The following is a 23,670-nucleotide window of genomic DNA, read 5'->3' as shown; positions in this document are numbered from 1 at the left end:
TAAAAATCAAGCTTTAGGACATCTTGACAGACATAATAAATATAATGGAGTTTACCCTATGAATCGCTTGTCAATACCACTACAAGGTGCACAAATGCTATTTGTGGCCTTTGGTGCCCTTGTTCTCATGCCTTTACTCACTGGATTAGATACCCGTGTTGCCCTATTCACTGCAGGTATCGGCACCCTTTTGTTTCAACTTGTAACAAAACGCCAAGTTCCAATATTTCTAGCTTCGTCTTTCGCATTTATCGCCCCGATTTTGTATGGTGTTCAGACGTGGGGGATCCCTGCGACAATGGGCGGTCTGATGGTTGCCGGATTTGTTTATGTGTTATTAGGTTTAACGGTAAAAATAAGAGGCGTTGGTTTTATCAATAAATTACTGCCTCCTGTGGTAGTTGGCCCAGTGATCATGATTATCGGATTGGGCTTAGCTCCAATGGCCGTAAACATGGCGATTGGCAAGACAGGTGATGGATCAATTGAATTAATTAACTCAAATACCGCGTTAATTATTTCATTGGCTTCGTTAGCGACCACCATTTTAGTGGCAACGTTTGCCAAAGGTCTTGCCAAACTCATGCCCATATTAGCGGGTATTATTGTCGGTTACAGTTTGAGCTTAATGTTCGGGGTAGTCGACTTCACCCCTGTTCATCAAGCTGCCTGGTTATCTATACCTGATTTCGTCGCCCCTGAATTTCACTGGCAAGCGATTTTATTTATGATCCCAGTTGCGATTGCTCCTGCTGTTGAGCATATTGGCGACATTCTTGCAATATCCAATGTCACTGGTAAAGATTACATGAAAAAGCCAGGCTTACATCGCACTTTAACCGGTGATGGCATTGCAACTATGGCAGCATCTGCATTTGGCGGACCACCGAACACCACTTATTCGGAAGTTACAGGCGCTGTAACCTTAACAAAAAGTTTTGACCCACGGATTATGACCTGGACTGCGATAACTGCAATTATTTTAGCGTTTGTTGGTAAATTAGGCGCACTGCTGCAAACCATCCCAGTGCCAGTAATGGGCGGGATCATGTGTTTGTTATTTGGCTCTATCGCTGCCGTTGGTCTAAATACCTTAATACGAAATCAAGTTGATTTATCTGAGCCAAGAAACCTGAGTATTGTTGCAGTAACATTGGTTTTTGGTATCGGGGGAATGGCGTTTGGTATCGGTTCATTCAGCTTAACCGGTATCAGTTTATGCGGCATCATAGCCATTTTAATGAATTTAGTACTCCCTAAAACACATGAGGATCATCAATCCTCACATTAATATCAATGATAGCCGTCCATGGTGATGGCTTTTATTCAGTGAGAACTCAACAATTAAAACTTAAAAGGGCGTTTACGACCTAACGCCCTATACTGCAATTCGTTAAGCAGTGATGACTTCTGTTCATTTGTCATGGTATGCCAAGCTAAAATTTCATCCAAAGTGCGATGACAACCCAAGCAAATATCTTGCTCGTCTAAACTGCAATGACGTATACATGGTGAGGCAACATCTTGCGGATCAGCCATAAAGATTACTCAGACCACACTGCATATTCGTTTCCATTCGTATCTAAAAACTGAAACCGCCTTCCACCTGGAAACTTAAATATAGGCTTGCTAATGCGACCGCCATTTTCAATTACACTACTTTGTGATTTCTCGAGTGATGAACTGTATAGAACAATCAAAGGTGCACCCTTTTCAGTTGTAAACACATTGCCGGACTCAAAAAATCCGCCTGTGATACCTACATCTAGAAAACAGCTATATTGCGGGCCATAGTCCTGGAATTGCCAACCAAAAACACGGTTAAAAAATGTTTTTGTTTTAGTCATATCTTTGACCGGGATCTCGAGGTAATTAATGTGATGATGTGACATATCCAAAATCTTTAAATAAAAAAGGTTATTCACAGTATAGCGAATAACCTTTTTTTACCCAATTAACCGTGATGAAATTCAATCTGAGTGACGGTTAATATGCTATTTAAATGTATTGTAGCAATTAGCTTTTAACTGATTAATGCGGCAAATGCACCAATTAATCCACCAAATACTCCGCCCCAAACCACTAACCAACCAAGGTGTTGTTTAATCATTTCTTGAATAATTTGTTTAACTAATTCGGGAGTTAATTCATTCAACCTTTGGTCAACAATATTGGCGACTTTGGCTTGAATGTCGGCAATCACATTTGGCTGCTCTAATTCATTTAAGAGTATTTGATTAAACTGTTCACTTGCTGACAATTCAATTAATGATTGCTTCATTTTCTCAATAAAAGGCTCTTTTAATGGTAGTAACGCTTCAGTACCGCCAAACATTGCCAACATAGCACCGAGTGACGATTTCTCAACGGTAGACACTAAAGCATCGAAAGAAGGAGCCAAATCCACTTTATCAATTACTGGGGCTAAGTTAATTGCTTTGCTGTCACTCACGGTAAGAAATCTATCGATATTTTCTTCAGTAAAAAACTGCACCATCATCAGATGTTTGATCCCCGCTTTGAACTCTTCAAAGCGATTTGGCACTACACCAGAACCATATAAGCCGGGCACCTTTTCAAATAACATGTACACAGCTAGCCAATTGGTCACGGCACCTGAAAGCGCAAATAAGCCAACCGTTAATATTAATGGTTGCGCCATAAAGTAACCCAACACAACAAATGAAGCCGCTATCACGTTAGTTAACAAACTCTTATTCAACCTATCATCTCCAGATACCAAAACCCCCAGTATTTTAACAGTAAAATACTGGGGGCCGTAAACTATTCATTTATCCTTAAAACTAAACGCGTAAACTTTGCTCGCGATGACCATCGACTAATTTTACTTGAGCACTGTTTGCCAGCACATTTGCACGGGCAATCATTTGACTTGCTATGCCTTGGTTGCGGTACTGTGGCATCACGTATGCGTCTTCAAAATACCACACTGGCTGTAACAGTAAGGAAGAAAAAGAAGGGTAAAGTTGAATAAAACCGAGAATATTATCACTTTCACATGCAACAAAAATAATTGAATCATTTTCTGATAAACGCTGACTTAAAAAAGTATAACATCCATTTATATCACTTGGATGATCACAGGACTGACGGTAATGGTCGAAAAGATGACTCAGTGGCTGTAAATCAGTATCAGCAGCAAGACGTATATGCATATTTCATCCTTGAATTACGAGTTGATTAGTTTACTTGATAAAATCTAGACTTGCGGCTAAAACAACAAGCTAATTAAAACCATGAATTACAAAAGTTTACATGTAAATAGTACAAATGTCTATTTGTTGCCTATTTGAAAATAGTGCAGAAATACCTCTCAATCATGCTCAAATTTGGTTAAAATGGTCTTATCTTTTTTCGGTCAAGAGCACCCTATGGCTTCCTTGTATTCTCATTTTTCACAACGTCCCCTTTATCAAAAGAGCCTATTTATTGCCTTATGTTGTTACGCGCTATTTTGCTTGGTTATCGGAGTGTTTGCGCCATATATTGCGCTCAAAAAACTACCAGAGCTGCTTACCAAACAAACAGGCCGTGAAAGTCAGATTGCAGATATTAGCTTTAACCCTTTTACCTTTGAGCTTGTTGTTGAACGCCTATTAATGGCTGAAAAAGATCCTCAAGATACTTTTGTTGGCTTTGAGAAACTCTATGCCAACTTATCGCCATGGGAGTCATTGCTAAACCTAGATGTCAGTTTGCAAACGATTATTGTTAGTAAACCAACCATTAATCTGACACGAATTACCCAACAAGAATTTAACTTTTCAGATATTCTTGCGTACATAGAAAAAAATGCAACACCCCAATCCCCCACTCCTCAGCCAGAGCAAACCGGCCTTCCTTTTGGGATCCGTATCGATAAAATCACCATAGAACAAGGGGCGATTTCAGTTAGCGATGCGGTGAGTAATAGCCATATTGTCTATCCAAGTATTAATTTAGAGTTTAATCAATTTGATAGTTTGGCTAAAGTGGTAAAGACGACAGAAACCGTGCTTAAACGGGTGAATAACTACAAATTAATCCTTAATGACGAACATAATAGTCAGCTCAGTTTGGCGGGACAGCTGCAGTTATTCCCGTTTACCTTAGACCTAGATATCGCACTTGCCGATTTCAACCTTGAAAAATATTGGCAATTTATCGATGAACATTTTGATATTCAACTTAATCAAGGAAAATTGAATATCAATAGTCATATAGCATTAGCAATTGATCCTGCCTTAGACAACTCATTGCAATTTAGCCTTTCTAAAACAAACATCGATTTGTCAGGGATTATTGCTTCGCATGCAAATGAACAGAAAATTGCCATTAGCGCAATCAAGCTAAATGATCTAGAAATAAATAGCTTAAGTAAGCAAATTAACATCGGCAGTTTTGAAACCCGCCAGGGTGAAATCGCATTGAATGTTTCACCGACTGGTGCTGATTTAATGACCTTATTAATGCCAAAAAACCTTAATGCTTCAGAAAACAATACGGCAGAAAACGCTATTGAAGCTTCAGCAGAGTCTGAGTCGCCCTGGCTTGTGCATTTAAATAAAATTAATATTGCAGATTATGAATTACAACTAGGTGAATCTGTTGCCAGTGAGAATGTCATTCTATGGCAAGTGGATAACATCAACATTGAAACTGGGGCAATAAAGTCAGACTTGTCTATTCCATTAAATTATCAAATTTCAGCGCAAATAAATCAGAGCAGTCTGCTAGATTCATCGGGGATATTCGATTTAATGAATCAATCTCTGGTGGCCGATTTTAGCTACCAAAATATGTACTTACCTAATTTACAACCTTACATCGAACCTTTTATAAATATCACCATTGAAGATGGCGTGTTCAATACTAAAGGTAAACTGAACTTAGATAATGAAAAGAACTTAACTTATCGCGGTGAGGCTTGGGTAGATAACTTAAATATCAAAGATAATTTACTCAAACAACCTCTGGTGAGTTGGCAGAGTATGGCTATCAACTCATTAGAATTTAATCGACAACAAAGCCAAGTCAAAATTGATGAAATTCTATTTGATGAGCTATTTTCTCGAATAATTATCTCAGAAGATAGAACCACTAACATTTCACATTTATTAAAACCGTCAACAAGCTCAACCGATAACCATGCACAGAAAAAGGCAGACTTAACCGCAAAACAAGCACAAGCGACTGAAAAGGTTAATCTTGATGATGACGTAAAAATTGAATCGGCAAATGTCAGCCCGAGCATTGAAATTAACCGTATATCCTTAAAAAATAGTTCTGCATTTTTTGCTGATAACTCATTAACACCTAACTTCTCCTCTGGTATCGAATTACTTAACGGCCATATCAGTCAATTATCCACAAACCCAGAAACAATTGCATCGGTTGATTTAGCTGGGAAAATTGATAAGTATGCTCCTGTCACGTTAAAAGGCGATATTAACCCTTTAGTGGCGCAGCCCTATTTAGATTTAAATCTAGTCTTTAAAAATGTCGAGTTGACCTCAGTTAACCCATATTCAGGGACATATGCTGGCTACTACATTGATAAAGGCCAAATATCACTAAATCTAACCTACAAACTAAAAAATAATGCTTTAGTGGGTTCTAATCATGTCGTTATTGATCAATTACAACTCGGGAAGCCCAGTAACAGTGATTTGGCTACCAGTTTGCCAGTGACATTAGCGGTGGCATTATTGCAAGACCGACACGGAGTAATAGATTTAGGCGTTGATGTAGAGGGTGATATAAACTCACCAAGCTTTAGTTTTGGCAGCATTATTTGGGGCGCTGTCGGAAACATCATTACTAAAGCTATTACTGCGCCATTTAGCTTGCTTGCCAATTTAATAGGTTCAGATGAACCAATGAATAACGTGACCTTTGAATTCGGTGATAGTGTGATTAGTGATAACCAAGCTAAACATTTATTGTCATTAACCGAGGCCTTAATTGATCGTCCATTGCTCATTGTGAATGTAAAGGGTGATATTGACGAGATCAATGATAGCCAGGCTCTCGCCGAGCAGCGTTTAAAAGCCAAGCTTGCTAAAGTTTTAGCTATAGATATATCTGAATTACCCGCGGATTTAACAGCAAGTCAATTCCCAATCACAGGCCCCTTAAGCGATGCCCTATATGAAGTATATAATACTGAAACGGGTCAAGAGCCAGAACTGATAAAGCAAACCTTAATGGCTGAAATTGCGGCCAAACAACCAGCAGAAGTGTTAACTGATGATCAAATGACTATTCGCTGGCATATTGCTTTATACAACCTACTAAAAAACAATCAAATTATTGAACCAAGTGATTTAGGTATTTTGGCTCAAAAAAGAGCCAAAGCCGTTAAATCATTTTTGGTAGAGCAAGGGAAAATAGAAAGCCAAAGAGTATTTGTTATGGAAAGTCGTATTAACGCCAAACAGCAAGCTGCTGAAGTTCAGCTAGAGCTGCAGGCTAATTAATTTGGATTATTGTTAAGATTGACATAAAAGGATTATTCACTGGTGACTTTTATCTGAATCATCAATAAAGTAAAATTACATTTTTCTGATATGCCAACACTTATTTACACACCAATGAGGTTTATATGTTTGTAGTACGCTGGATTTTGGGTCGAATTATTCTTTTACTCAATTTTATTTTTGCCCCAAAGAAACGTCAACGCTCGGCTGATGACCAACAACAAGTAGACCAAAAAGCGCAATCTTTAAGCCTTTATCAGTATAATGCCTGCCCTTTTTGCGTTAAAGTTCGCCGCGAGATGCGTCGCCAGAATGTAAACATCCATTTAGTTGATGCCAAGCAAGAGAGTAATAAGCAGGAATTAGTATCCGAAGGCGGTAAGCTACAAGTGCCTTGTTTAAAAATTAACAACAATGGCAAGGTTGAATGGTTGTATGAATCAAAAGCCATTATGAGTTACCTCAATACTGAGTTTGCTTAAATTCATCAACGAGTTAAGTGAACTACCATTTGCCTTAACTCGTTTTTAAGTTGCTAATGCGTTATTTCTTGCCAAACAAGCAATGATATTCGTCTCATTGAACTATAAGGTCATTTCAGTGTTTAAAATTTTAATATCAAGTGTGTTACTCCTTTTGCTCACAGCTTGCAGCTCTAAAACCATCGATCCGATGGAGTTTGCGGGTCAATTCAAAGATAAATTTAACACTGAAATTAAAGGTGATGGCATTAAGCTGTTTGTTTATAGCGCAAAATTAGCGACTGCAGCAGATCGTAACATTAATGATCAATCAACAAATCAAACACCTATAGATCGTCGTAAACAAGATGCTCGCAGTTATGCTCAAGAAATGCGAGACAAACAAGAGTATCTTGAATTGTGGAGTCAACAGGTGCAAATTGGATTAGATAAAACAATTGCCATGACCGGCTACTGTAAGCAAGGTTTTATCGAATTAAGCCGCTATATTGAACCTGAACGAGGTGAAATTCGTGGCGAATGTAATGATGGCGCCACGGATGAAGACATCAGCACATTTGGACGCTAGGGGTTTTAGTCAACATAGGCTAAAATGGCCTTAAGAATTTTTGCGATTGCTTAAAGCCATCGAATATCAGCCAATGAAGATGTATTATGAATAAAAAACAGCAGATGATTAAAAAATTGGCCAAGCGTGCCAAGGCGAGACAGAATAAAGTTGTTCCAGACAACCCAAGCAGCAAGCCAAAAGAACGCTATATATCTAAAGCTGAGCGGGCAAAACTAGCATTAGAGCAAGAATCACAAGCAGAAACAGTTGTCGAATCTGAAACGTCTTCCGCTGAATAGTGATTAAGCGCTCAATAAAAAACGCCAATCAAATGATTGGCGTTTTTTATTGTTCCTAATGCGGCTTAAGACTTAACTATTATCATGCGCAATTTCTGCAGGCATATCATCGCGTAATTTCTGCCACATTTTACCACTTTCTATACCGTTTAAACGCATTAAAGCAGGTACAGCTTGGTAGTTCTTATCACTGGCGAGTTTTTCTAATTCAATGTAAAAATTAAGCGCTAATTTCCGCGCATCTTTACTTGAAAAGTAATAACGCCCTACTCGGCTATAAAGTCCTTTAAACCCATTTAAAATAAGAACGTATAACGGATTTCCCGAAGCAAATGCCAAGGTATGATGTAAACGATAATCAAAATCGGCATAGGCTTCAGCATCATCCGATAATAAATGCGCACTTGATAAAATTTCTTGCGCTTTTTCAGGATTATGACGGAATGAGGCTCTAAAATAGATAGTACTGACATTAGCCCGCGCTGACATCAATTGATCCACTAATAAAGGAAAGCCTTCAGGGTTTAAATCGGCAATCGTTTCTAGAATATTTAACCCTGAGGTTTCCCAGAAATTATTGACTTGCGTCGGCTTACCATGCTGAATTTTCAACCAACCATCGCGTGCTAATCGCTGTAACACTTCACGAAGCGTTGTACGCGTGACACCGATAAGTTCTGAAAGCTCACGTTCCGCAGGCAATATTGAACCCGGTGGAAATTTGTTGTCCCAAATAGAACGAACAATGTATTTCTCTGCAAAACTTGCAGGACCTTTGGCATTGATAATCATCAGCCTAAATTTCCTATACTTAACTTAGCGGTTGTAGCTGACAAGCTACTAGAATGATTACTGATCATACCAGAGAAGTGAAAAATAAAAACATTTGTTTAATCACAAACCTTTTGATGGCTATTTTGTAACCACTAACTTGTTACATTGTCTTCAACATTCGGCGGCTTTTATGATGTAGCTCAAGCTTTTGAATTACAATTAAGCTTTAATTAAGCTAAACTAGCGAAAAATTACAGAACCAAATCAAGAAAAAATGTTTTACCTTTAAGGATAAAGACATTTAAATCAATTCATTAAAATGAATTAACTTTACTGAACCAATGCAGATTACAGTCAAATGAATCCCTGTTAATTTTAGGTTAAAACATTTAACTGCAGACAAACAACATTGAACTCTGTAATCAGTTGTTAGTTATTCAAAACCATGAAGATGCTTTATTTGGCAAAAATTCATAACATAACAATATCGGAGTGGCTAATATGCCGGCAACCCAAGCTCAAGCGCTGTTTAGTAACTTTTTAGGTAACTCGCCTAGATGGTACAAACTCGCCATTGTGGCATTTCTTGTAATCAACCCATTATTATTCTTCTATGTCAGCCCTTTTATTGCTGGTTGGGTATTAGTCATAGAGTTTATTTTTACATTAGCCATGGCATTAAAATGTTATCCACTGCAGCCTGGTGGTTTACTTGCCATTCAAGCCGTGATCATCGGCATGACCTCGCCCACCCAAGTTTTACATGAAATCGAAGCCAACCTAGAAGTATTGTTACTGCTGATTTTTATGGTGGCAGGCATCTACTTTATGAAGCAACTGCTACTATTCGCTTTCACTAAAATGATCACTAAGATCCGCTCAAAAATTGTTGTATCTTTGATGTTTTGTGCCGCATCGGCATTTTTATCGGCGTTCTTAGATGCGTTAACGGTTATTGCCGTCATCATTGCAGTCGCTGTTGGTTTTTATTCTATTTACCACAAAGTGGCTTCAGGAAAAGATTTTAGCTCTAATCATGATCATACTAACGAAGAAAGTAGCCCTCAGTTAAACCATGATGAACTTGAAGATTTTCGTGCATTTTTACGTAATCTTCTGATGCATTCTGGAGTAGGTACAGCACTGGGTGGTGTTTGTACTATGGTGGGCGAACCTCAAAACTTGATTATTGCTGCACAAGCTCATTGGAACTTTGGTGAGTTCTTTATTCGCATGGCTCCTGTAACAATGCCAGTACTTTTTGCGGGGATATTTACCTGTTTCTTAGTTGAAAAATTAAAGTGGTTTGGTTATGGCGCTCAATTACCTGATGCTGTGCACCGAATTTTAACTGACTATGCTAACTATGAAGATGAGCACCGCACAAATCAGGATAAAGCACGATTAATTATTCAAGCAATTGTCGGTGTTTGGTTGATTGCGGGTTTAGCATTGCATCTAGCTTCAGTCGGTTTAATCGGTCTTTCGGTGATTATCTTAACCACGGCCTTCAATGGTATTACCGATGAACATCAAATCGGTAAAGCATTTGAAGAGGCACTGCCATTTACTGCATTACTTGCAGTGTTCTTTGCCATTGTTGCGGTAATTATTGATCAGCATTTATTCGCTCCCGTCATTCAATGGGCACTAAGTTACCAAGGCAATACGCAGTTGGTGATTTTCTATATAGCCAACGGTTTACTATCCATGGTGAGTGATAATGTGTTTGTCGGAACAGTTTATATTAATGAAGTCAAAGCTGCTTTAGTTGCAGGGCAAATTACTCGTGATCAGTTCGATTTGCTGGCCGTGGCGATTAACACTGGGACAAATCTGCCTTCAGTTGCTACACCAAATGGCCAAGCAGCATTCCTGTTCTTACTAACCTCAGCACTTGCTCCACTTATTCGTTTATCCTATGGGCGTATGGTTTGGATGGCTCTGCCTTATACCATAGTGTTATCTATCGTAGGTGTGACCATGATTGAATCAGGATTTTTAGCGGATATGACCACGTATTTCTACGATAATGCTTGGTTGATACACCACTCTGCCAAAGATATCGGTGGTGCTGTTTCAGGCCATTAACTTCTGTTAATGACCATATCTTGAGATAGACAATAATCTACAAATATTTTATGGTCTGAGCATACTTGAAGCACCCTCTTTATGAGGGTGTTTTTTATCTCTCTTTTGCAGGAAAATATTTTGAGCGCATTACAACGTTTTTGTCATCAGCGTACTTCATGGGCAATATTATTTGCTTCGGGTTTAGCTCTAGAGTTAGCCGCACTGTATTTTCAATATGTATTAAAATTTGATCCTTGTGTTATGTGTATCTACATTCGGGTTGCAGTACTTGGAATAATGTTATCGGCTTTAGTTGGGCTGATAATGCCAAGGCTTTGGCTGGTTCGTTTGCTGGGCATGATAGGTTGGCTAGTGTCTTCAGTATGGGGCGTCAGGCTGGCGATTGAACTCAACGAGATGCAAGTGAATCCCTCTCCTTTTTCTACCTGCTCGTTTTTTCCTGAGTTTCCTGATTTCATGCCATTAGATCAGTGGTTGCCACAAGTGTTTTCACCTACAGGAATGTGCGGTGAATCTGTATGGTCATTTATGTCTATTAGCATGGTGCAATGGATGATAATCGGATTTGTTGTGTACTGTTTAGTCTGGCTAGTCATGGTTTTACCTGCGTTAACACCAAAACGTTAACGGCTTCCTTCGCAAGTTAAAACAAAAAACAGACCATCTGGTCTGTTTTTTATTTCGTTTTAGGAAAGTTTAATCAACATCTTGAAGTGGCCATAACACAATATTATCTTCTAGATATCTAACCTTCATTTCATTGACGGTTTTAGCCCGAACAGACATACCCGCAAGATGCATGGCGTCTTTTGAACCTGTAAGCAATGGGTGCCAACTAGGTAAGCTTCTGCCTAAAAACAAACGTCGGTAAGCACAACTATCAGGTAGCCAATCTAATTTAGGCAAATTTTCTAAACTTATCACCGTACACTCAGGCACATATTCAAAACGTTCTGGATAGCGTCGACATTGACAACTGTCATCATCAAGAAGATGGCAAGCGGCATTGGTGTAATACAGCTCTTCTGTTTCATCATCAATTATTTTATTTAAGCAGCATTTACCACATCCATCACATAGGGACTCCCATTGTTCTGATGTCATATCTTTTAAAGCTGTTGTTTCCCAAAAACGCATGGCACATTCGTCTCTTAATGCATATCGACAAGCAAGCTATTTACTACTTACTTTCAAAGTTTATACTGGCTTTATGTTGTTCGAGTAAGTTTTCTGTTGGGGGCGGAAGTTGTAAATAATAGCCTTTGGCTTTTAATTCACTTTTCACTTTATCGATATCAGCTAATGCTAAAGAGTCCCTTTTAGATAAAGGAACTAACATGACTAATTTAGGCGTGCCGAACATCTCCATTAATGGTTGAGGAACTTCATCAAAAACATCACGTTTTTCAACAAAAAGGTATGTATCTGCCTTACGACTGCTTTTATATACTGCACAAATCATTTTAGTGTAAATTTCCGCTGGTTGAAACTTGATAGTCCACTACGCACACTATAACATGGTGACCCAATAAAATAATTGTAAATCAGTTTACAAGCATAAAAATTTGGAGAATAACGACGAGATGGCTAAACAAAATCTCGAGTTGAAAGCCACATCTTTTACTCTATCAGTACTTTATATCAATAATGCTAATCTTGACATTATTGCCGCAGAACTTGATAAAAAGCTGGCCCAAGCTCCGCAATTTTTTCTAGGAGCGCCCTTAATATTAAATTTAAGCGCTTTAGATGATACGCCGGTTGATTTAGCAGCATTAAGAGCATTACTTATTGAACGCCAATTAGTGATTGTTGGTATTACCGAAGCTTCTATTCCTTTTTCTGTTCAAGCAAAAGATTTAGGGTTAGCAGTGGTAAAATCAGGTAAGCAGGCTGCCACTGCCACAATACCGCCGCGTGGAACAAAAATTGTTAAACAAAATATCCGCTCGGGACAACAAATTTATGCTAAAGACGCCGATTTAATTGTTTTTGGTGCCGTTGGTAATGGCGCAGAGGTGATTGCTGATGGTAGCATTCATGTGTATGGGGCATTACGGGGTAAAGCCATGGCTGGCGCAGGCGGTGACACACAAAGTGTGATTATCGCAAGCTCACTTGAAGCTGAGTTGGTATCCGTTGCTGGACAATATTGGCTTGCTGAAAACCTGCAACAACATTGCCAAGCTCAAAGAGGTTGTGTCCGCCTAGAAGGCGAGTCTCTCACTGTTGAACTATTGCCATAAATAAGGCAAATTTTAAGGATAATTATCATCATGGCACAAATTATTGTTGTCACTTCGGGAAAAGGCGGTGTGGGTAAGACAACCTCAAGTGCTGCCATAGCTACAGGTCTTGCGTTAAAAGGTAAAAAAACCGTTGTTATCGATTTTGATATCGGATTACGTAACCTGGATTTAATTATGGGTTGTGAGCGCCGTGTTGTTTATGATTTTGTTAACGTTATTAATGGCGAAGCAAACTTAAACCAGGCCATGATCAAAGATAAGCGCTGCGATAAGTTATTTGTTTTACCTGCTTCGCAAACCCGAGACAAAGATGCGTTGACTAAAGAAGGTGTCGGCAAAGTTTTAGAAGATTTAGCAAAAGACTTTGATTTCATTGTATGTGACTCGCCAGCAGGTATCGAACAAGGTGCAATGATGGCACTTTATTTTGCTGATATTGCTATTGTAACAACTAACCCTGAAGTCAGTTCAGTACGCGACTCTGACCGTATTCTGGGTATGTTACAAAGCCGCTCACGCCGAGCAGAGCAAAACCTTGAGCCGATTAAAGAATATTTATTATTAACACGCTACTCTCCTTCGCGTGTTAAAACTGGCGAAATGCTCAGTGTTGAAGATGTTAAAGAAATTTTGGCCATCGAACTTTTAGGGGTTATTCCAGAATCTCAGGCAGTGTTAAAAGCATCTAACTCAGGTGTGCCAGTGATTATTGACCAAGAAAGCGATGCAGGTTTGGCATACAGTGACACTGTTGATCGTTTACTGGGTGAAGATGTCCCAGTACGTTTTATCACCGAAGAAAAGAAAGGGTTCCTAAAAAGGATATTTGGTAGCTAATTATGTCCATACTTGATTATTTCAGAAGTACTAAAAAAACCAACACCGCCTCTTTAGCCAAAGAGCGTTTACAAATCATTGTGGCACATCAACGTGGAGAACGTGAAGCGCCTGATTACTTGCCAAGAATGAAGCAAGAAATTATCGAAGTGATCCGTAAATACGTGCAAATTTCAGATGAGCAGGTTAGTGTTCAACTTGAGCAAAACGATGATAATTTATCTGTATTGGAATTAAATGTGACTTTACCTGAAGGTAAGTAACACGGCCAATAAGATACCCAATAAAAAAGGATATGATTAATCATATCCTTTTTTATGTAAATGAGATTAGCGTATAAGGTTATTTGGGCAGCGAAGATCGGTAATCCATAAGTAATATAACTACTCGCCTTTAAATACGATATCATCGAGTTTATTCGTCACTAACTCACCACGCCACCCTTGTAGTACCAGTGGCACCTCACCTTGCTTATCATTAAATAACCATAATAAGAATTGATGAATTAATCTTTTAGAACCAATGAACTCTAACGGCACAAGCTTAGCTTCACTTATTTCAGTCAAACGGTTTTTAACCGTTTTAAATGCTGATTTATAGCCTGACTTAAGCGCAATTACATCAACTTCTTCAGGCGGATTATCAAAATCGGCTGTGGCCATAACTCTCAATAAATCTTTGCCATGAAAACGTTTTTCCTGCTCAGTTAAATCGTTCAATTGATTTAGTTCAGCTAAGGTTTTAGGACCTTTTTTGGCCAATGCTATCAATGCGTGATCTTTGATCACAAAACCTAATGCCAGATTTCTTGCTACGGCTTTTTCAAGTCGCCATGCTGCCATGACTTTTAAGCTGGCCAACTGAGATCGAGTTAATTGAAAAGCATTCTTCACTTTTAGATATGCTTCTGCAGGATCAGCCCCTGATAAGCGCCCTTCTGTGATGCGCTCACCTTCTTCGTATAACCAGCCCAAACGATTTTGTTCTGTGAGTTTTTGTAAAATTTGCGGGTATAATTGATATAGATAAGACACATCATTTGCCGCATATTGCAGTTGAGCGTCTGTTAAAGGACGTTTCATCCAATCGGTACGAGATTCGCCTTTATCGAGTTCAACACTCAAACATTGCTCAACCAATTTCGCATAACCTAATCCGTGCCCCATACCAGCTAAACTGGCAGCGATTTGGCTATCAAATAATGGCGTTGGTTGGCATTCACCATAGTGTGCAAACACCTCAAGATCTTCACTACAAGAATGCAGTAACTTAATGATATTTTTATTGGTGAGTAATGCCCAAAATGGCGTTAAATCTTTAATCGCAACAGGGTCAATTAACGCTAATGTTTTACCATCATATGCTTGAATTAAGCCTAACTTTGCGTAATAAGTACGGGTACGAACAAACTCGGTGTCTAACACCAATAATGGGGCTTGCTCATATTGCGCCACTAACAAGGCTAATGCATTCTCATTACTTATATACTCAAACGCTAACACAGCTTACTCCATTTATTTTGGGGATAAAAAAACCGGCAAATGCCGGTTTTCAATATTACGCCTTTTTGGCTTCGTCTCGAAGCTGACGACGTAAAATCTTACCCACATTGGTCTTTGGTAATTCGTCTCGGAATTCTACCAGTTTTGGTACTTTATATCCCGTTAAATGATGACGACAGTGTTCAATCAGATCTTTTTCAGTCAAAGACTTATCTTTTGCGACAACAAATATTTTAACTAATTCACCGCTGGCATCGTTAGGTACACCAACAGCAGCAACCTCAATCACTTTAGGGTGCTGTGCAACGACATCTTCAACTTCATTTGGGAACACGTTAAAGCCTGATACCAAAATCATGTCTTTCTTACGATCAACGATGAAGAAAAAGCCCTTTTCATCCATGTAACCAATATCACCAGTGGCTAACCAACCATGGTTATCAATCACTTTGGCCGTTTCTTCAGGACGTTGCCAGTAACCCTGCATCACTTGTGGGCCCTTTGCATAAAGCTCACCTGTTTCACCTTGGGCTAATACCTTGCCATCATCATCACGTACTTGGATGAACGTTGATGGGGCTGGAAATCCAATAGAACCATTGTAGCCATCTAAATTATAAGGACAGCATGTTACTAATGGCGAGGCTTCCGTTAAACCATAACCTTCTAACAAACGTGTTTTGGTGATCGATTGCCATTTGTCAGCAACCGCTTTTTGCACAGCCATGCCGCCGCCAATCGATAACTTTAACCCACTAAAATCGAGCGATTTAAAATCTTCATTATTAACTAAGGCATTAAATAAGGTGTTCACGCCCGTAAGTGCAGTAAACGGATAACGTTTCAGTTCACCGACAAAAGCTGGAATGTCTCTGGGATTGGTGATTAACAGGTTTTTGCTACCTTTATGTAAAAACAGTAGACAATTCACAGTTAACGCAAAAATATGATAAAGCGGCAACGCGGTTACAACAAATTCAGTCCCGTCATCAAGTGCTGGCGAATATGCGCCATTTGCTTGCAGTACATTAGATACAACATTACGATGACTTAACATAGCGCCTTTAGAAACACCCGTTGTCCCCCCTGTGTATTGCAAGAAAGCAAGATCATCACCGCTAATTTCTGGTTTGACGTACTGTAAACGTCTACCTTTGGATAAGGTATCTCTAAAAGATCGTGCGTGAGGTAAGTCATATTTCGGCACCATTTTCTTGATGTACTTAACGACAAAGTTCACCAACGTACGTTTTGGCGCGCTTAATTGATCGCCCAATCGCGTAATAATGACCGCTTTAACCGGAGTTTGGTCAACAACTTCTTCTAATGTGTTTGCAAAGTTAGACACCACGACAATGGCTTTTGAACCAGAATCAACCAACTGATGTTTTAACTCTCTAGGGGTGTATAGCGGGTTAACATTTACGACCACCATGCCAGCTCGAAGTACACCAAACAAGGCGATAGGGTATTGCAATAAGTTAGGCATCATCAATGCGACTCGATCGCCTTTTTCTAGCTTTAGGTCATTCTGTAAATAAGCAGCAAAAGCACGGCTTCTTTCTTCAAGCTTACGATAGGTCATCGTTGCGCCCATATTGATAAAAGCAGGTTGATCAGCGTATTTCGCTACTGCATTTTCAAACATAGCCACCAAAGAAGGAAATTGATTTGGGTCTATTTCAGCCGGTACATTGGCTGGTAGGTTATTAATCCAAGGCTGGTCCACGGGTGTCTCCTATAATGGCCACTGTGCTAAGACGTGCATTCCCCGTCAGTGGCTAAAACGTATCACTATTACTTGCTCTTATTATGATTTGGCAATAATCAGTCTACGTGTTGTTATCGTTATAGCCTGTGATGAAAATCATACAAGCGTTTTAATTTTGAACATAATCACATAATTGAAAGCAAAATAATAGCGGTTTAAACGATACATAGCTTATTTTAGAATAAATGCTCGAATCAAGTTAATTAACCCCGCTGCATTACCCATATGCAAATGGTGGTCACCCTCGATTTCTTGCCACTGCAACCGTTTAAACCAGATGCTAGCCTGCTGTTGCGTTAATTTTAACTGCTTAAAACCTGCATGACCTAGTACTAATAACGTTGGTGTCTCGCTTTGGCTCATTAATGCATCGACTTGTTCAAAAGTCATTCGATATGCTGAGTCTAACTTTAACCTTGGATCGCTTCGCCAGTAATATAAACCATCAATAAACTGTAGGTTTCTAGTCGAAATGATCCGGCACCACTGTTCGTCCATCCCTGTTAGCTGTTGTCTAGCCTTTACCACCACATCAACAGATGCATAACCTTTGGTTATATTGGATTCAGGTTTATTGAATAAATGTCGATGCTGTTTAAAGCTTCTATTAAGTCTGGAAGCATTGCGGTTTACATCTTCGAACAAAGGGGATAAAGCTTCGATTAGAATGAGCTGAGTTATACGTTCTGGAAAACTTGCATTGTAGGCACTGGCGACGATCCCGCCTAAGGAGTGACCGAGTAAAATAATTTTATGATTAGGATCTGGAATTAAATAGTTAACAATAGCATCTAAGTCATATACATAGTCAACCCAATGTAACGGATAACAACCCGGGCGATGTGACGATAACCCATGGCCTGGCCAGTCAAAGGTAATTAACTGAAAATGTTTCGCGAGATCTGAGCGTAAAAACTCATCAGCAAGTGGAATAAAACTGTTCAGATTATCGAGCCAACCATGGCATGCCAAAATGATTGGCTTGCCATCGAACCCATAGCGTATTGCTGATAGCGATAAATGAGCCAAAGGGATTGTCAAAGGCTCTCCTTGAGAAGCGAGAGTTGAATTCTGCTTTGACTCATTTGATGGCATAGATTATTTCGCTTTCTTAATAAACTTCAAAGTCATGCGATCACTTTCACCAATATCTAAATACTTCTGTTTATCCTGATCACCCATTGCTAGACGCGGAGGCAGAGTCCACACTCCTTTTGGATAATCTTTAGTGTCTTTTGGATTGGCATTCACTTCAGAGCTAGCAAGCAATTCAAAACCGGCTTTCTTGGCTAATTCCACCATTTGATTTTGCTCCATATAGCCACTTTCTGCAGCCATGCCAATATTGGCACGGTGTTCAACAACACCGAATGAACCACCCTCTTTTAGCACTGCATAAGCCGCGTTAAATACACCTTCTAACTGACCTTTCATCGCCCAGTTATGCAAGTTTCTGAACGTTAATACATGATCTGCAGAATTATCTTCACCTAGCTTAAATTTTTCTGGAGGGCTTAACGTCACAAACTGTACATTGCCAACAGTGGCTTTATTATCTTCAACCCATTTTTCAAACTTTAATCCAGCAGCTTTAAAATACTCTGTTTGACGGGTGTCTTCTGCCGGTTTTGTTTCGAAATTAGCCGCGACATATTGACCATTTTTAGCTAAATAGGGTGCCAAAATTTCTGCATACCAACCACCACCAGGCCAAAGTTCAATAACAGTTTGATTTGCTTTCACATCGAAAAAGGCTAACGTTTGAGCCGGATTTCGATATGTATCTCTTAGCTTATTCGTGTCGGTACGAAAATCACTTGCTACTACAGCAGCCAGTGCATCATTGACTTTAACCTCTTCCGCTTGAACAACTATCGGCGCAGAGTACAGGCCTACGGTTGTAAAACTCATCATGATTGCTAACGCTAATTTACGTTTCATTTAATACTCCCTTTTGTTGAATCGACTTTTTGCCAACTGAGCCATAACATGCCACAACTGACCGCTAACCAAATGACTACCCAGCACCATGCAGGTATCCAAGTCATTTGTGCTAACGCGACGGCATCACCTTGTCCAGCTAAACCAAACAACACCATAGGGCTAGCCATGGCATTTAGTATTATCATCAAGCCTAATATACGCAGTAAACTGTTTAAAGGACGACTATTTGTTAATTTAAGTGGTAACAAAATAAGTCCACTTAAACAGAGTAAGATAGCAATTGTCAGCAGGTCTCGTGCCCATAAAACAACAGAGATTAAAATGGTCAGAGCTAAAATAGACAAAGTAAAACGTATAGCATCACGCCAGGTTGCCAGCAAAAAAATCAAATACCCCCATATAGCTGCCCCCAAATAACCCGAAAAAGCAATCAACACAGCATTGCCACCTTGGCTATAACAAAGACCAGCTCCATTGGGAAACAGTTCAATATGACTGACAATCCCCCCAGTGAATAACGTCGCTATGCCGTGGGATAACTCATGGAAATAACTTTCAAACCATTTAAAAGGCACACTGATATAAGGTAAACGAGTTAATAAAAACGCGACGATAAGTTCAACAATAAACCGCCCCCGACTTGGAGTACCAGATGATAGAGCTAACGGGTTATTACGATTCACATTAGACATTACAGTTACAAGTAACCTAACAAAAATAATTTATGTGCTTAGTTAAGCAGAATTAAGCTGATGATGGAATGGCTGTTAAACATTAAGATACAAACAATTTTTGCTGTGAATAATTACGGTTTAATGTTAAATAGCCATACCACAGCGTTAATTAAACTCTGTGAGATTAAAAGGTATATAAAATAAATTGTGCTTTGAAAGGCAATCAAAAGGAAATATGCAAACTGGATTGGCGACAATGCACCATCTGTATTAGTCTTACCATCAAATAAATCAACAGACCCTAGGGAGTTGTTATACGTATAAATCAATGCCTACCATTTGTTGTATCTCATCACGCTTAGCGGCATGTTGTGTCATCATATACGTCTGTATGGCACCACGGTTCAACTCAACATCGATATCATATTGTATTTTTGAACTTTTATTTTCAATACCATTGGTCGCAATTTCGTATCGTTGATTTTTCCCCGTAAACTCAAATAAACCAGAGTCAGCAACGGCTTGTTCGATTTGATTTTGAGTTAATAGATTTTGCTCGGCATGTTGATCAAACTGATGGGAATCAGATTGCGGATTAGTGTTAAGAATGTTTAAAGCGGGCGGATTTATCTGTTTAATTTCATCTACTGATCCTAACGGGCGATTACCAGCAACAGCTTGACTCAACGAGGTTTTCACCATGTGTTGAGGCACTGCCTTTTGAATCGATGTAGAATTAATTTGCATTGATGTTTATCTCACAAGACCTTATGTATCAAAGGTGCTGATGCGTTATTGAAATATCTTTATACCATCGAACAAAAATAACGCACAACATATTATCCATATTATTCACGTCCGGGTAATTTTTTCCAGGTTACCGTATCACGTAAATATACAGGTGCTAAATCATCTACTGATGTCTGCATACCTTGGCTTACGCCAAATTCAGCAAGTGCTATCATGGCTTTGGCATCTGGATACTTTACCGCTTCAACCACCTCTATCTTGGCAGCTAACGAGGTTAAACCTGGATAAGCATCAAACCCCGTACCACAGGCTTTTATCGATAATGACGCATCTAAGTGTAGTTCAACATCTGCTGGTAAGCAGACCTGTTCATTACCGATTAGCGTGGCTATGCCATCTTTAGCAATAAATTGACCAACATAAACTTCATTCATTCTTGCATCAATGGCACAAAATACTTGTTCTGCACCGTGCTCTGTTATTGCCATTTGCGCCATGGCCGCCAAAGTAGAAATACCGATAACAGGCAAATCACAACCTAATGCAAGCCCTTGCGTCATGCTAGTACAAATACGGATCCCGGTAAAACTGCCTGGTCCCCGTCCGTATGCAATAACGTCGATATCTGCAAGGGAAATGTTAGCTTCCTGAAGCACTTCGTCAACCATAGGTAGTAAACGTTGACTGTGTTCACGCGGAGCATCGGCAATACGAGTAAATAAATTACCGTCAACAGAAAGCGCAGCAGAACAAGACTCTGTGCAAGTATCAAGTGCAAGTACACGTAATGGCGAATGAAATGTCATGTTTACAACCCGTTTTGGAACAAAATAAAGGCGCTATGATAACTTAAGGAATTTGTTTTAAAAAGTGTAACGCACTATCTAAATCACGGGTACGATGCATTGGCGGTAAAGAATTGATAAATGCTTGTCCATAGGCACGATTTACAATGCGATTGTCACACAGAATAAGTACCCCACGGTCTTTTTCGTCACGGATCAGACGCCCTACCCCTTGCTTTAATGCAATCACAGCTTGAGGCAACGAGATCTCGACAAACGGATCACCGCCTTGACGTTCAATATTAGTCGCTCTTGCTCGGTATAAAGCATCATCTGGAGATACAAAAGGCAGTTTATCGATAATTACACAGCTCAATAACTTGCCTCTTACATCGACACCTTCCCAAAAACTGCCCGTGCCAAGCAACACAGCATTGCCCAATTGTCGAAACTTATTAAGTAAACTTTGCTTGCTTGCCTGCCCTTGAACGAGCAACGGATAGCTCACTTGGCTGCGCAATAAACTGGCTACCTGTTCCAACATGCTATGGCTAGTGAACAGAATAAATGTACGCCCCTGCGCCGCGTTAATGGCTTGCACACACACATCAACAAGTTGTTTTGCGCTAAATTGCGTTTGGCCCACTTTACCCAAATGTCTAGGGACACAAAACATGGCTTGATTTGGGTAATCAAATGGACTGTCTAGAATCACTTGCGTCGCACTTTGTAAGCCTAACTCTTTAGCAAAATGGCTCAGTTGGCGATTAACTTGTAAAGTGGCGGAAGTAAAAATCCAACTGGTTTTTGGATTGAATAATTGTTCACATTGCTTGGCAACATTAATAGGTGATGCTCGCAGCGTAATAAATCTAGGCCCATATTCAACACTATATGCGGCTTGCGGATCTTGGCATTCAAAATATATTTTTAATCTGTCTTTTAAACTAACAAGTTGTTCAAATGCCGTGTCAAGATCGTCATCACGCCCCAAATGATGCGTCACTAGCTCACTTAATTCAGCTAAAGATTGATGCAACGCCCATGAACTAATTATTAAGGGCTTAGTTGCCAGAACTTGACGCCAATCAGTCTGGGCGTTATCAAACATGGCATTATGCCAATGGTTTAATGCGCTAATGGCTCGATTAGCTAAATGCTCTATTTGAATGCTGTCACGAATGTTGTTTTTATGAATAGAAATGAAAAGGTTAAGCAGCTTATCAATTTCTCGACTGCCGACATGATTTCCAAAATAACTGATGCAAATATCCGGTACTAAATGGGCTTCATCAAACACAACTACATCAGGATCAGGCAGTAGTTCAGCAAAGCCGGTGTCCTTTAATAATCTATCCGCAAAAAACAGGTGATGATTAACCACAACAAGTTTTGCTTCCATTGCTTTTAAGCGGGCTTTACGAGTAAAACATACATTATAAAACTCACACTTTTTACCCGTGCAGCTTTCTTTTGTACTGACAACACTAGGAATAACAGACGAGTGTTCTGACACTGAAGTTAAATTACCAATATCGCCATCTGTACTGAGCGTAGCCCATTGATTAATCTTCAATAAATCATCTAAAGCCTGTTCACGATATTGACTTGCATACTGCATTTGCTTGTCTAAACGCAGCTGACATAAATAATTACTACGTCCTTTTAGCAATGCGATACGCGGTTTTATATCCAACATAGAAAGCAATGCAGGTATATCTTTTAAAAACAATTGTTCTTGTAAGTTCTTACTTCCTGTACTCACCACCACTTGCTTGCCACTTAATAATGCAGGGATCAGATAAGCAAACGTTTTGCCTACACCAGTACCAGCTTCCAAAATTAAGTTTTTCTTTTTAACCATAGACTCACTTACTGCTATAGCCATATCTGTTTGCACCTGTCTGCTACGATATTGGTGTAAATGACGAGACAACGCTCCACCCTCACTAAACTCTGCAATGACAAGTGAAGTTAGGCTGGAAAATTTGGCTAATATTGGAAAGTCAGTGTTAGACAAAAGGTTTCTGAATGCTCTTTATAGATTGGTAAAATGAAAATAATGGCATTAATTAATAATTATTAGAAAGTAAATGGGCTAAAAATCAATGAATGTAAATCCGTAATTGGCTTCGCTTTTAAGCAAGCGGTTAACTTTCAAAGCATAAAGGCTAGTTAATGAAAGCTTCCAAATTAATAAAAACAAACGTTACCAAGAAGCTCATTAGGCATTAATTAATGCTGACCGATTTGATATTAATCATACTCTAATTCAAATGACTAATTAACCTCAATTCGTTTTAAGCGATGAATTATCGCCATTGAAATAGACAACAATCCTATATCTTAGGGCCTGTGGATCTTTTAAAGTTGTTTTTGCAGCCAACTGTGGGTCATTTGTACAAGGCAGAGACCTTGTGATGTAGTTATTCTACATAAAGGCCAATAACACAGTAAAAATGACCAACAAATACCGCCCG

General features: G+C 39.3%; 25 protein-coding genes. 10 read left to right on the top strand and 15 right to left on the bottom strand.

Going from position 1 to position 23,670, the window contains the following annotated elements; all coding sequences use genetic code 11:
- The first annotated feature begins 58 nt into the window (after positions 1-58).
- Positions 59-1,291 (top strand): uracil-xanthine permease family protein, encoded by a 1,233-nt coding sequence (locus IEY03_RS00990; RefSeq protein ID WP_188839475.1) that lies wholly within the window; start codon positions 59-61, stop codon positions 1,289-1,291.
- A gap of 53 nt (positions 1,292-1,344) precedes the next feature.
- On the opposite strand, the gene IEY03_RS00985 is transcribed toward IEY03_RS00990, so the two are convergent.
- The 4 genes from IEY03_RS00985 to IEY03_RS00970 form a co-directional block, all read right to left on the bottom strand.
- Positions 1,345-1,539 carry a DUF1289 domain-containing protein gene (locus tag IEY03_RS00985; protein ID WP_188839474.1) on the bottom strand — a complete coding sequence of 65 codons (195 nt, stop codon included), beginning with the start codon at positions 1,537-1,539 and terminating at the stop codon, positions 1,345-1,347.
- Between the two features lie 5 nt (positions 1,540-1,544).
- Positions 1,545-1,892, bottom strand: coding sequence for a VOC family protein (locus tag IEY03_RS00980; RefSeq protein ID WP_188839473.1), 348 nt, complete (start codon positions 1,890-1,892; stop codon positions 1,545-1,547).
- 131 nt (positions 1,893-2,023) lie between these two features.
- Entirely contained in the window at positions 2,024-2,722 is a 699-nt protein-coding gene (locus IEY03_RS00975) for a DUF445 domain-containing protein (protein ID WP_188839472.1), read from the bottom strand.
- A gap of 82 nt (positions 2,723-2,804) precedes the next feature.
- A complete protein-coding gene (locus IEY03_RS00970) occupies positions 2,805-3,176 on the bottom strand; it encodes a GNAT family N-acetyltransferase (RefSeq protein WP_188839471.1) in 372 nt (123 codons plus the stop codon).
- 183 nt (positions 3,177-3,359) lie between these two features.
- Between IEY03_RS00970 and IEY03_RS00965 the strand changes: the two genes are divergently transcribed.
- The 4 genes from IEY03_RS00965 to IEY03_RS00950 all read left to right on the top strand — a co-directional run bounded on the left by IEY03_RS00965 (position 3,360) and on the right by IEY03_RS00950 (position 7,810).
- Positions 3,360-6,479: a DUF748 domain-containing protein gene (locus IEY03_RS00965; protein ID WP_444544454.1), complete on the top strand. Its 3,120-nt coding sequence runs from the start codon at positions 3,360-3,362 to the stop codon at positions 6,477-6,479.
- Between the two features lie 125 nt (positions 6,480-6,604).
- On the top strand, positions 6,605-6,961 hold the full coding sequence (locus tag IEY03_RS00960; RefSeq protein WP_188839469.1) for a glutaredoxin family protein: 357 nt from the start codon (positions 6,605-6,607) through the stop codon (positions 6,959-6,961).
- A gap of 118 nt (positions 6,962-7,079) precedes the next feature.
- Positions 7,080-7,529: a hypothetical protein gene (locus IEY03_RS00955; protein ID WP_229778165.1), complete on the top strand. Its 450-nt coding sequence runs from the start codon at positions 7,080-7,082 to the stop codon at positions 7,527-7,529.
- 86 nt (positions 7,530-7,615) lie between these two features.
- Positions 7,616-7,810, top strand: a complete 195-nt coding sequence (locus IEY03_RS00950; protein ID WP_188839468.1) for a DUF2986 domain-containing protein — start codon at positions 7,616-7,618, stop codon at positions 7,808-7,810.
- Between the two features lie 72 nt (positions 7,811-7,882).
- Here IEY03_RS00950 and fadR read toward each other — a convergent pair whose 3' ends face one another.
- Complete coding sequence (gene fadR / locus IEY03_RS00945) at positions 7,883-8,602, bottom strand: fatty acid metabolism transcriptional regulator FadR (RefSeq protein WP_188839467.1); 720 nt, start codon at positions 8,600-8,602, stop codon at positions 7,883-7,885.
- A 483-nt stretch (positions 8,603-9,085) separates the two neighbouring features.
- Between fadR and nhaB the strand changes: the two genes are divergently transcribed.
- Entirely contained in the window at positions 9,086-10,675 is a 1,590-nt protein-coding gene (gene nhaB, locus IEY03_RS00940) for a sodium/proton antiporter NhaB (RefSeq protein ID WP_188839466.1), read from the top strand.
- A gap of 120 nt (positions 10,676-10,795) precedes the next feature.
- Positions 10,796-11,305 (top strand): disulfide bond formation protein DsbB, encoded by a 510-nt coding sequence (gene dsbB / locus IEY03_RS00935; RefSeq protein WP_188839465.1) that lies wholly within the window; start codon positions 10,796-10,798, stop codon positions 11,303-11,305.
- 69 nt (positions 11,306-11,374) lie between these two features.
- Here the strand turns inward: dsbB and IEY03_RS00930 are convergent, their stop codons facing one another.
- A complete protein-coding gene (locus IEY03_RS00930; protein WP_188839464.1) occupies positions 11,375-11,815 on the bottom strand; it encodes a YcgN family cysteine cluster protein in 441 nt (146 codons plus the stop codon).
- Positions 11,816-11,858: 43 nt separating this feature from the next.
- The gene (locus IEY03_RS00925; RefSeq protein WP_188839463.1) at positions 11,859-12,140 is read right to left on the bottom strand and encodes a YcgL domain-containing protein; all 282 of its coding nucleotides are present in this window, start codon (positions 12,138-12,140) and stop codon (positions 11,859-11,861) included.
- A 121-nt stretch (positions 12,141-12,261) separates the two neighbouring features.
- Here IEY03_RS00925 and minC point away from each other — a divergent pair, with 121 nt between their 5' ends.
- From minC to minE, 3 genes are read left to right on the top strand one after another with little or no spacing between them, the layout of a single operon-like run.
- The gene (gene minC / locus IEY03_RS00920; protein WP_188839462.1) at positions 12,262-12,924 is read left to right on the top strand and encodes a septum site-determining protein MinC; all 663 of its coding nucleotides are present in this window, start codon (positions 12,262-12,264) and stop codon (positions 12,922-12,924) included.
- 30 nt (positions 12,925-12,954) lie between these two features.
- The gene (gene minD, locus IEY03_RS00915) at positions 12,955-13,764 is read left to right on the top strand and encodes a septum site-determining protein MinD (protein ID WP_188839461.1); all 810 of its coding nucleotides are present in this window, start codon (positions 12,955-12,957) and stop codon (positions 13,762-13,764) included.
- A 2-nt stretch (positions 13,765-13,766) separates the two neighbouring features.
- Positions 13,767-14,027, top strand: coding sequence for a cell division topological specificity factor MinE (gene minE, locus IEY03_RS00910; RefSeq protein WP_188839460.1), 261 nt, complete (start codon positions 13,767-13,769; stop codon positions 14,025-14,027).
- A gap of 120 nt (positions 14,028-14,147) precedes the next feature.
- Here minE and rnd read toward each other — a convergent pair whose 3' ends face one another.
- From rnd to yoaA, 8 genes are all read right to left on the bottom strand, one after another.
- Entirely contained in the window at positions 14,148-15,266 is a 1,119-nt protein-coding gene (rnd, locus tag IEY03_RS00905; protein WP_188839459.1) for a ribonuclease D, read from the bottom strand.
- Positions 15,267-15,321: 55 nt separating this feature from the next.
- Complete coding sequence (fadD, locus tag IEY03_RS00900) at positions 15,322-16,995, bottom strand: long-chain-fatty-acid--CoA ligase FadD (RefSeq protein WP_188839458.1); 1,674 nt, start codon at positions 16,993-16,995, stop codon at positions 15,322-15,324.
- A gap of 213 nt (positions 16,996-17,208) precedes the next feature.
- A complete protein-coding gene (locus IEY03_RS00895) occupies positions 17,209-18,078 on the bottom strand; it encodes an alpha/beta hydrolase (protein ID WP_229778164.1) in 870 nt (289 codons plus the stop codon).
- 57 nt (positions 18,079-18,135) lie between these two features.
- Positions 18,136-18,978: a class I SAM-dependent methyltransferase gene (locus IEY03_RS00890; protein ID WP_188839456.1), complete on the bottom strand. Its 843-nt coding sequence runs from the start codon at positions 18,976-18,978 to the stop codon at positions 18,136-18,138.
- Positions 18,975-19,673 (bottom strand): M50 family metallopeptidase, encoded by a 699-nt coding sequence (locus tag IEY03_RS00885; protein WP_188839455.1) that lies wholly within the window; start codon positions 19,671-19,673, stop codon positions 18,975-18,977. Before IEY03_RS00885 ends, IEY03_RS00890 begins: the two co-directional genes overlap by 4 nt.
- Before the next feature lie 294 nt (positions 19,674-19,967).
- A complete protein-coding gene (locus IEY03_RS00880; RefSeq protein ID WP_188840037.1) occupies positions 19,968-20,402 on the bottom strand; it encodes a hypothetical protein in 435 nt (144 codons plus the stop codon).
- Between the two features lie 101 nt (positions 20,403-20,503).
- Entirely contained in the window at positions 20,504-21,211 is a 708-nt protein-coding gene (tsaB, locus tag IEY03_RS00875; RefSeq protein WP_188839454.1) for a tRNA (adenosine(37)-N6)-threonylcarbamoyltransferase complex dimerization subunit type 1 TsaB, read from the bottom strand.
- A gap of 43 nt (positions 21,212-21,254) precedes the next feature.
- The gene (gene yoaA / locus IEY03_RS00870; RefSeq protein ID WP_373290815.1) at positions 21,255-23,210 is read right to left on the bottom strand and encodes a DNA repair helicase YoaA; all 1,956 of its coding nucleotides are present in this window, start codon (positions 23,208-23,210) and stop codon (positions 21,255-21,257) included.
- Positions 23,211-23,670 lie beyond the last annotated feature (460 nt).

Origin of the sequence: Shewanella aestuarii (assembly GCF_014647215.1) — a bacterium.
Classification (GTDB): Bacteria; Pseudomonadota; Gammaproteobacteria; order Enterobacterales; family Shewanellaceae; genus Shewanella; species Shewanella aestuarii.
Note: the sequence above shows the minus strand (reverse complement) of the source record. Positions and strands in the feature narration are given on the sequence as shown.

Coding starts and splice junctions, on each gene's coding strand:
- IEY03_RS00990 (WP_188839475.1), top strand. CDS start 59: ATGAATCGCTTGTCAATACCACTACAAGGTGCACAAATGCTATTTGTG.
- IEY03_RS00985 (WP_188839474.1), bottom strand. CDS start 1,539: ATGGCTGATCCGCAAGATGTTGCCTCACCATGTATACGTCATTGCAGT.
- IEY03_RS00980 (WP_188839473.1), bottom strand. CDS start 1,892: ATGTCACATCATCACATTAATTACCTCGAGATCCCGGTCAAAGATATG.
- IEY03_RS00970 (WP_188839471.1), bottom strand. CDS start 3,176: ATGCATATACGTCTTGCTGCTGATACTGATTTACAGCCACTGAGTCAT.
- IEY03_RS00965 (WP_444544454.1), top strand. CDS start 3,360: ATGGTCTTATCTTTTTTCGGTCAAGAGCACCCTATGGCTTCCTTGTAT.
- IEY03_RS00960 (WP_188839469.1), top strand. CDS start 6,605: ATGTTTGTAGTACGCTGGATTTTGGGTCGAATTATTCTTTTACTCAAT.
- IEY03_RS00950 (WP_188839468.1), top strand. CDS start 7,616: ATGAATAAAAAACAGCAGATGATTAAAAAATTGGCCAAGCGTGCCAAG.
- fadR (WP_188839467.1), bottom strand. CDS start 8,602: ATGATTATCAATGCCAAAGGTCCTGCAAGTTTTGCAGAGAAATACATT.
- nhaB (WP_188839466.1), top strand. CDS start 9,086: ATGCCGGCAACCCAAGCTCAAGCGCTGTTTAGTAACTTTTTAGGTAAC.
- IEY03_RS00930 (WP_188839464.1), bottom strand. CDS start 11,815: ATGCGTTTTTGGGAAACAACAGCTTTAAAAGATATGACATCAGAACAA.
- IEY03_RS00925 (WP_188839463.1), bottom strand. CDS start 12,140: ATGATTTGTGCAGTATATAAAAGCAGTCGTAAGGCAGATACATACCTT.
- minC (WP_188839462.1), top strand. CDS start 12,262: ATGGCTAAACAAAATCTCGAGTTGAAAGCCACATCTTTTACTCTATCA.
- minD (WP_188839461.1), top strand. CDS start 12,955: ATGGCACAAATTATTGTTGTCACTTCGGGAAAAGGCGGTGTGGGTAAG.
- minE (WP_188839460.1), top strand. CDS start 13,767: ATGTCCATACTTGATTATTTCAGAAGTACTAAAAAAACCAACACCGCC.
- IEY03_RS00890 (WP_188839456.1), bottom strand. CDS start 18,978: ATGAAACGTAAATTAGCGTTAGCAATCATGATGAGTTTTACAACCGTA.
- IEY03_RS00885 (WP_188839455.1), bottom strand. CDS start 19,673: ATGTCTAATGTGAATCGTAATAACCCGTTAGCTCTATCATCTGGTACT.
- IEY03_RS00880 (WP_188840037.1), bottom strand. CDS start 20,402: ATGCAAATTAATTCTACATCGATTCAAAAGGCAGTGCCTCAACACATG.
- tsaB (WP_188839454.1), bottom strand. CDS start 21,211: ATGACATTTCATTCGCCATTACGTGTACTTGCACTTGATACTTGCACA.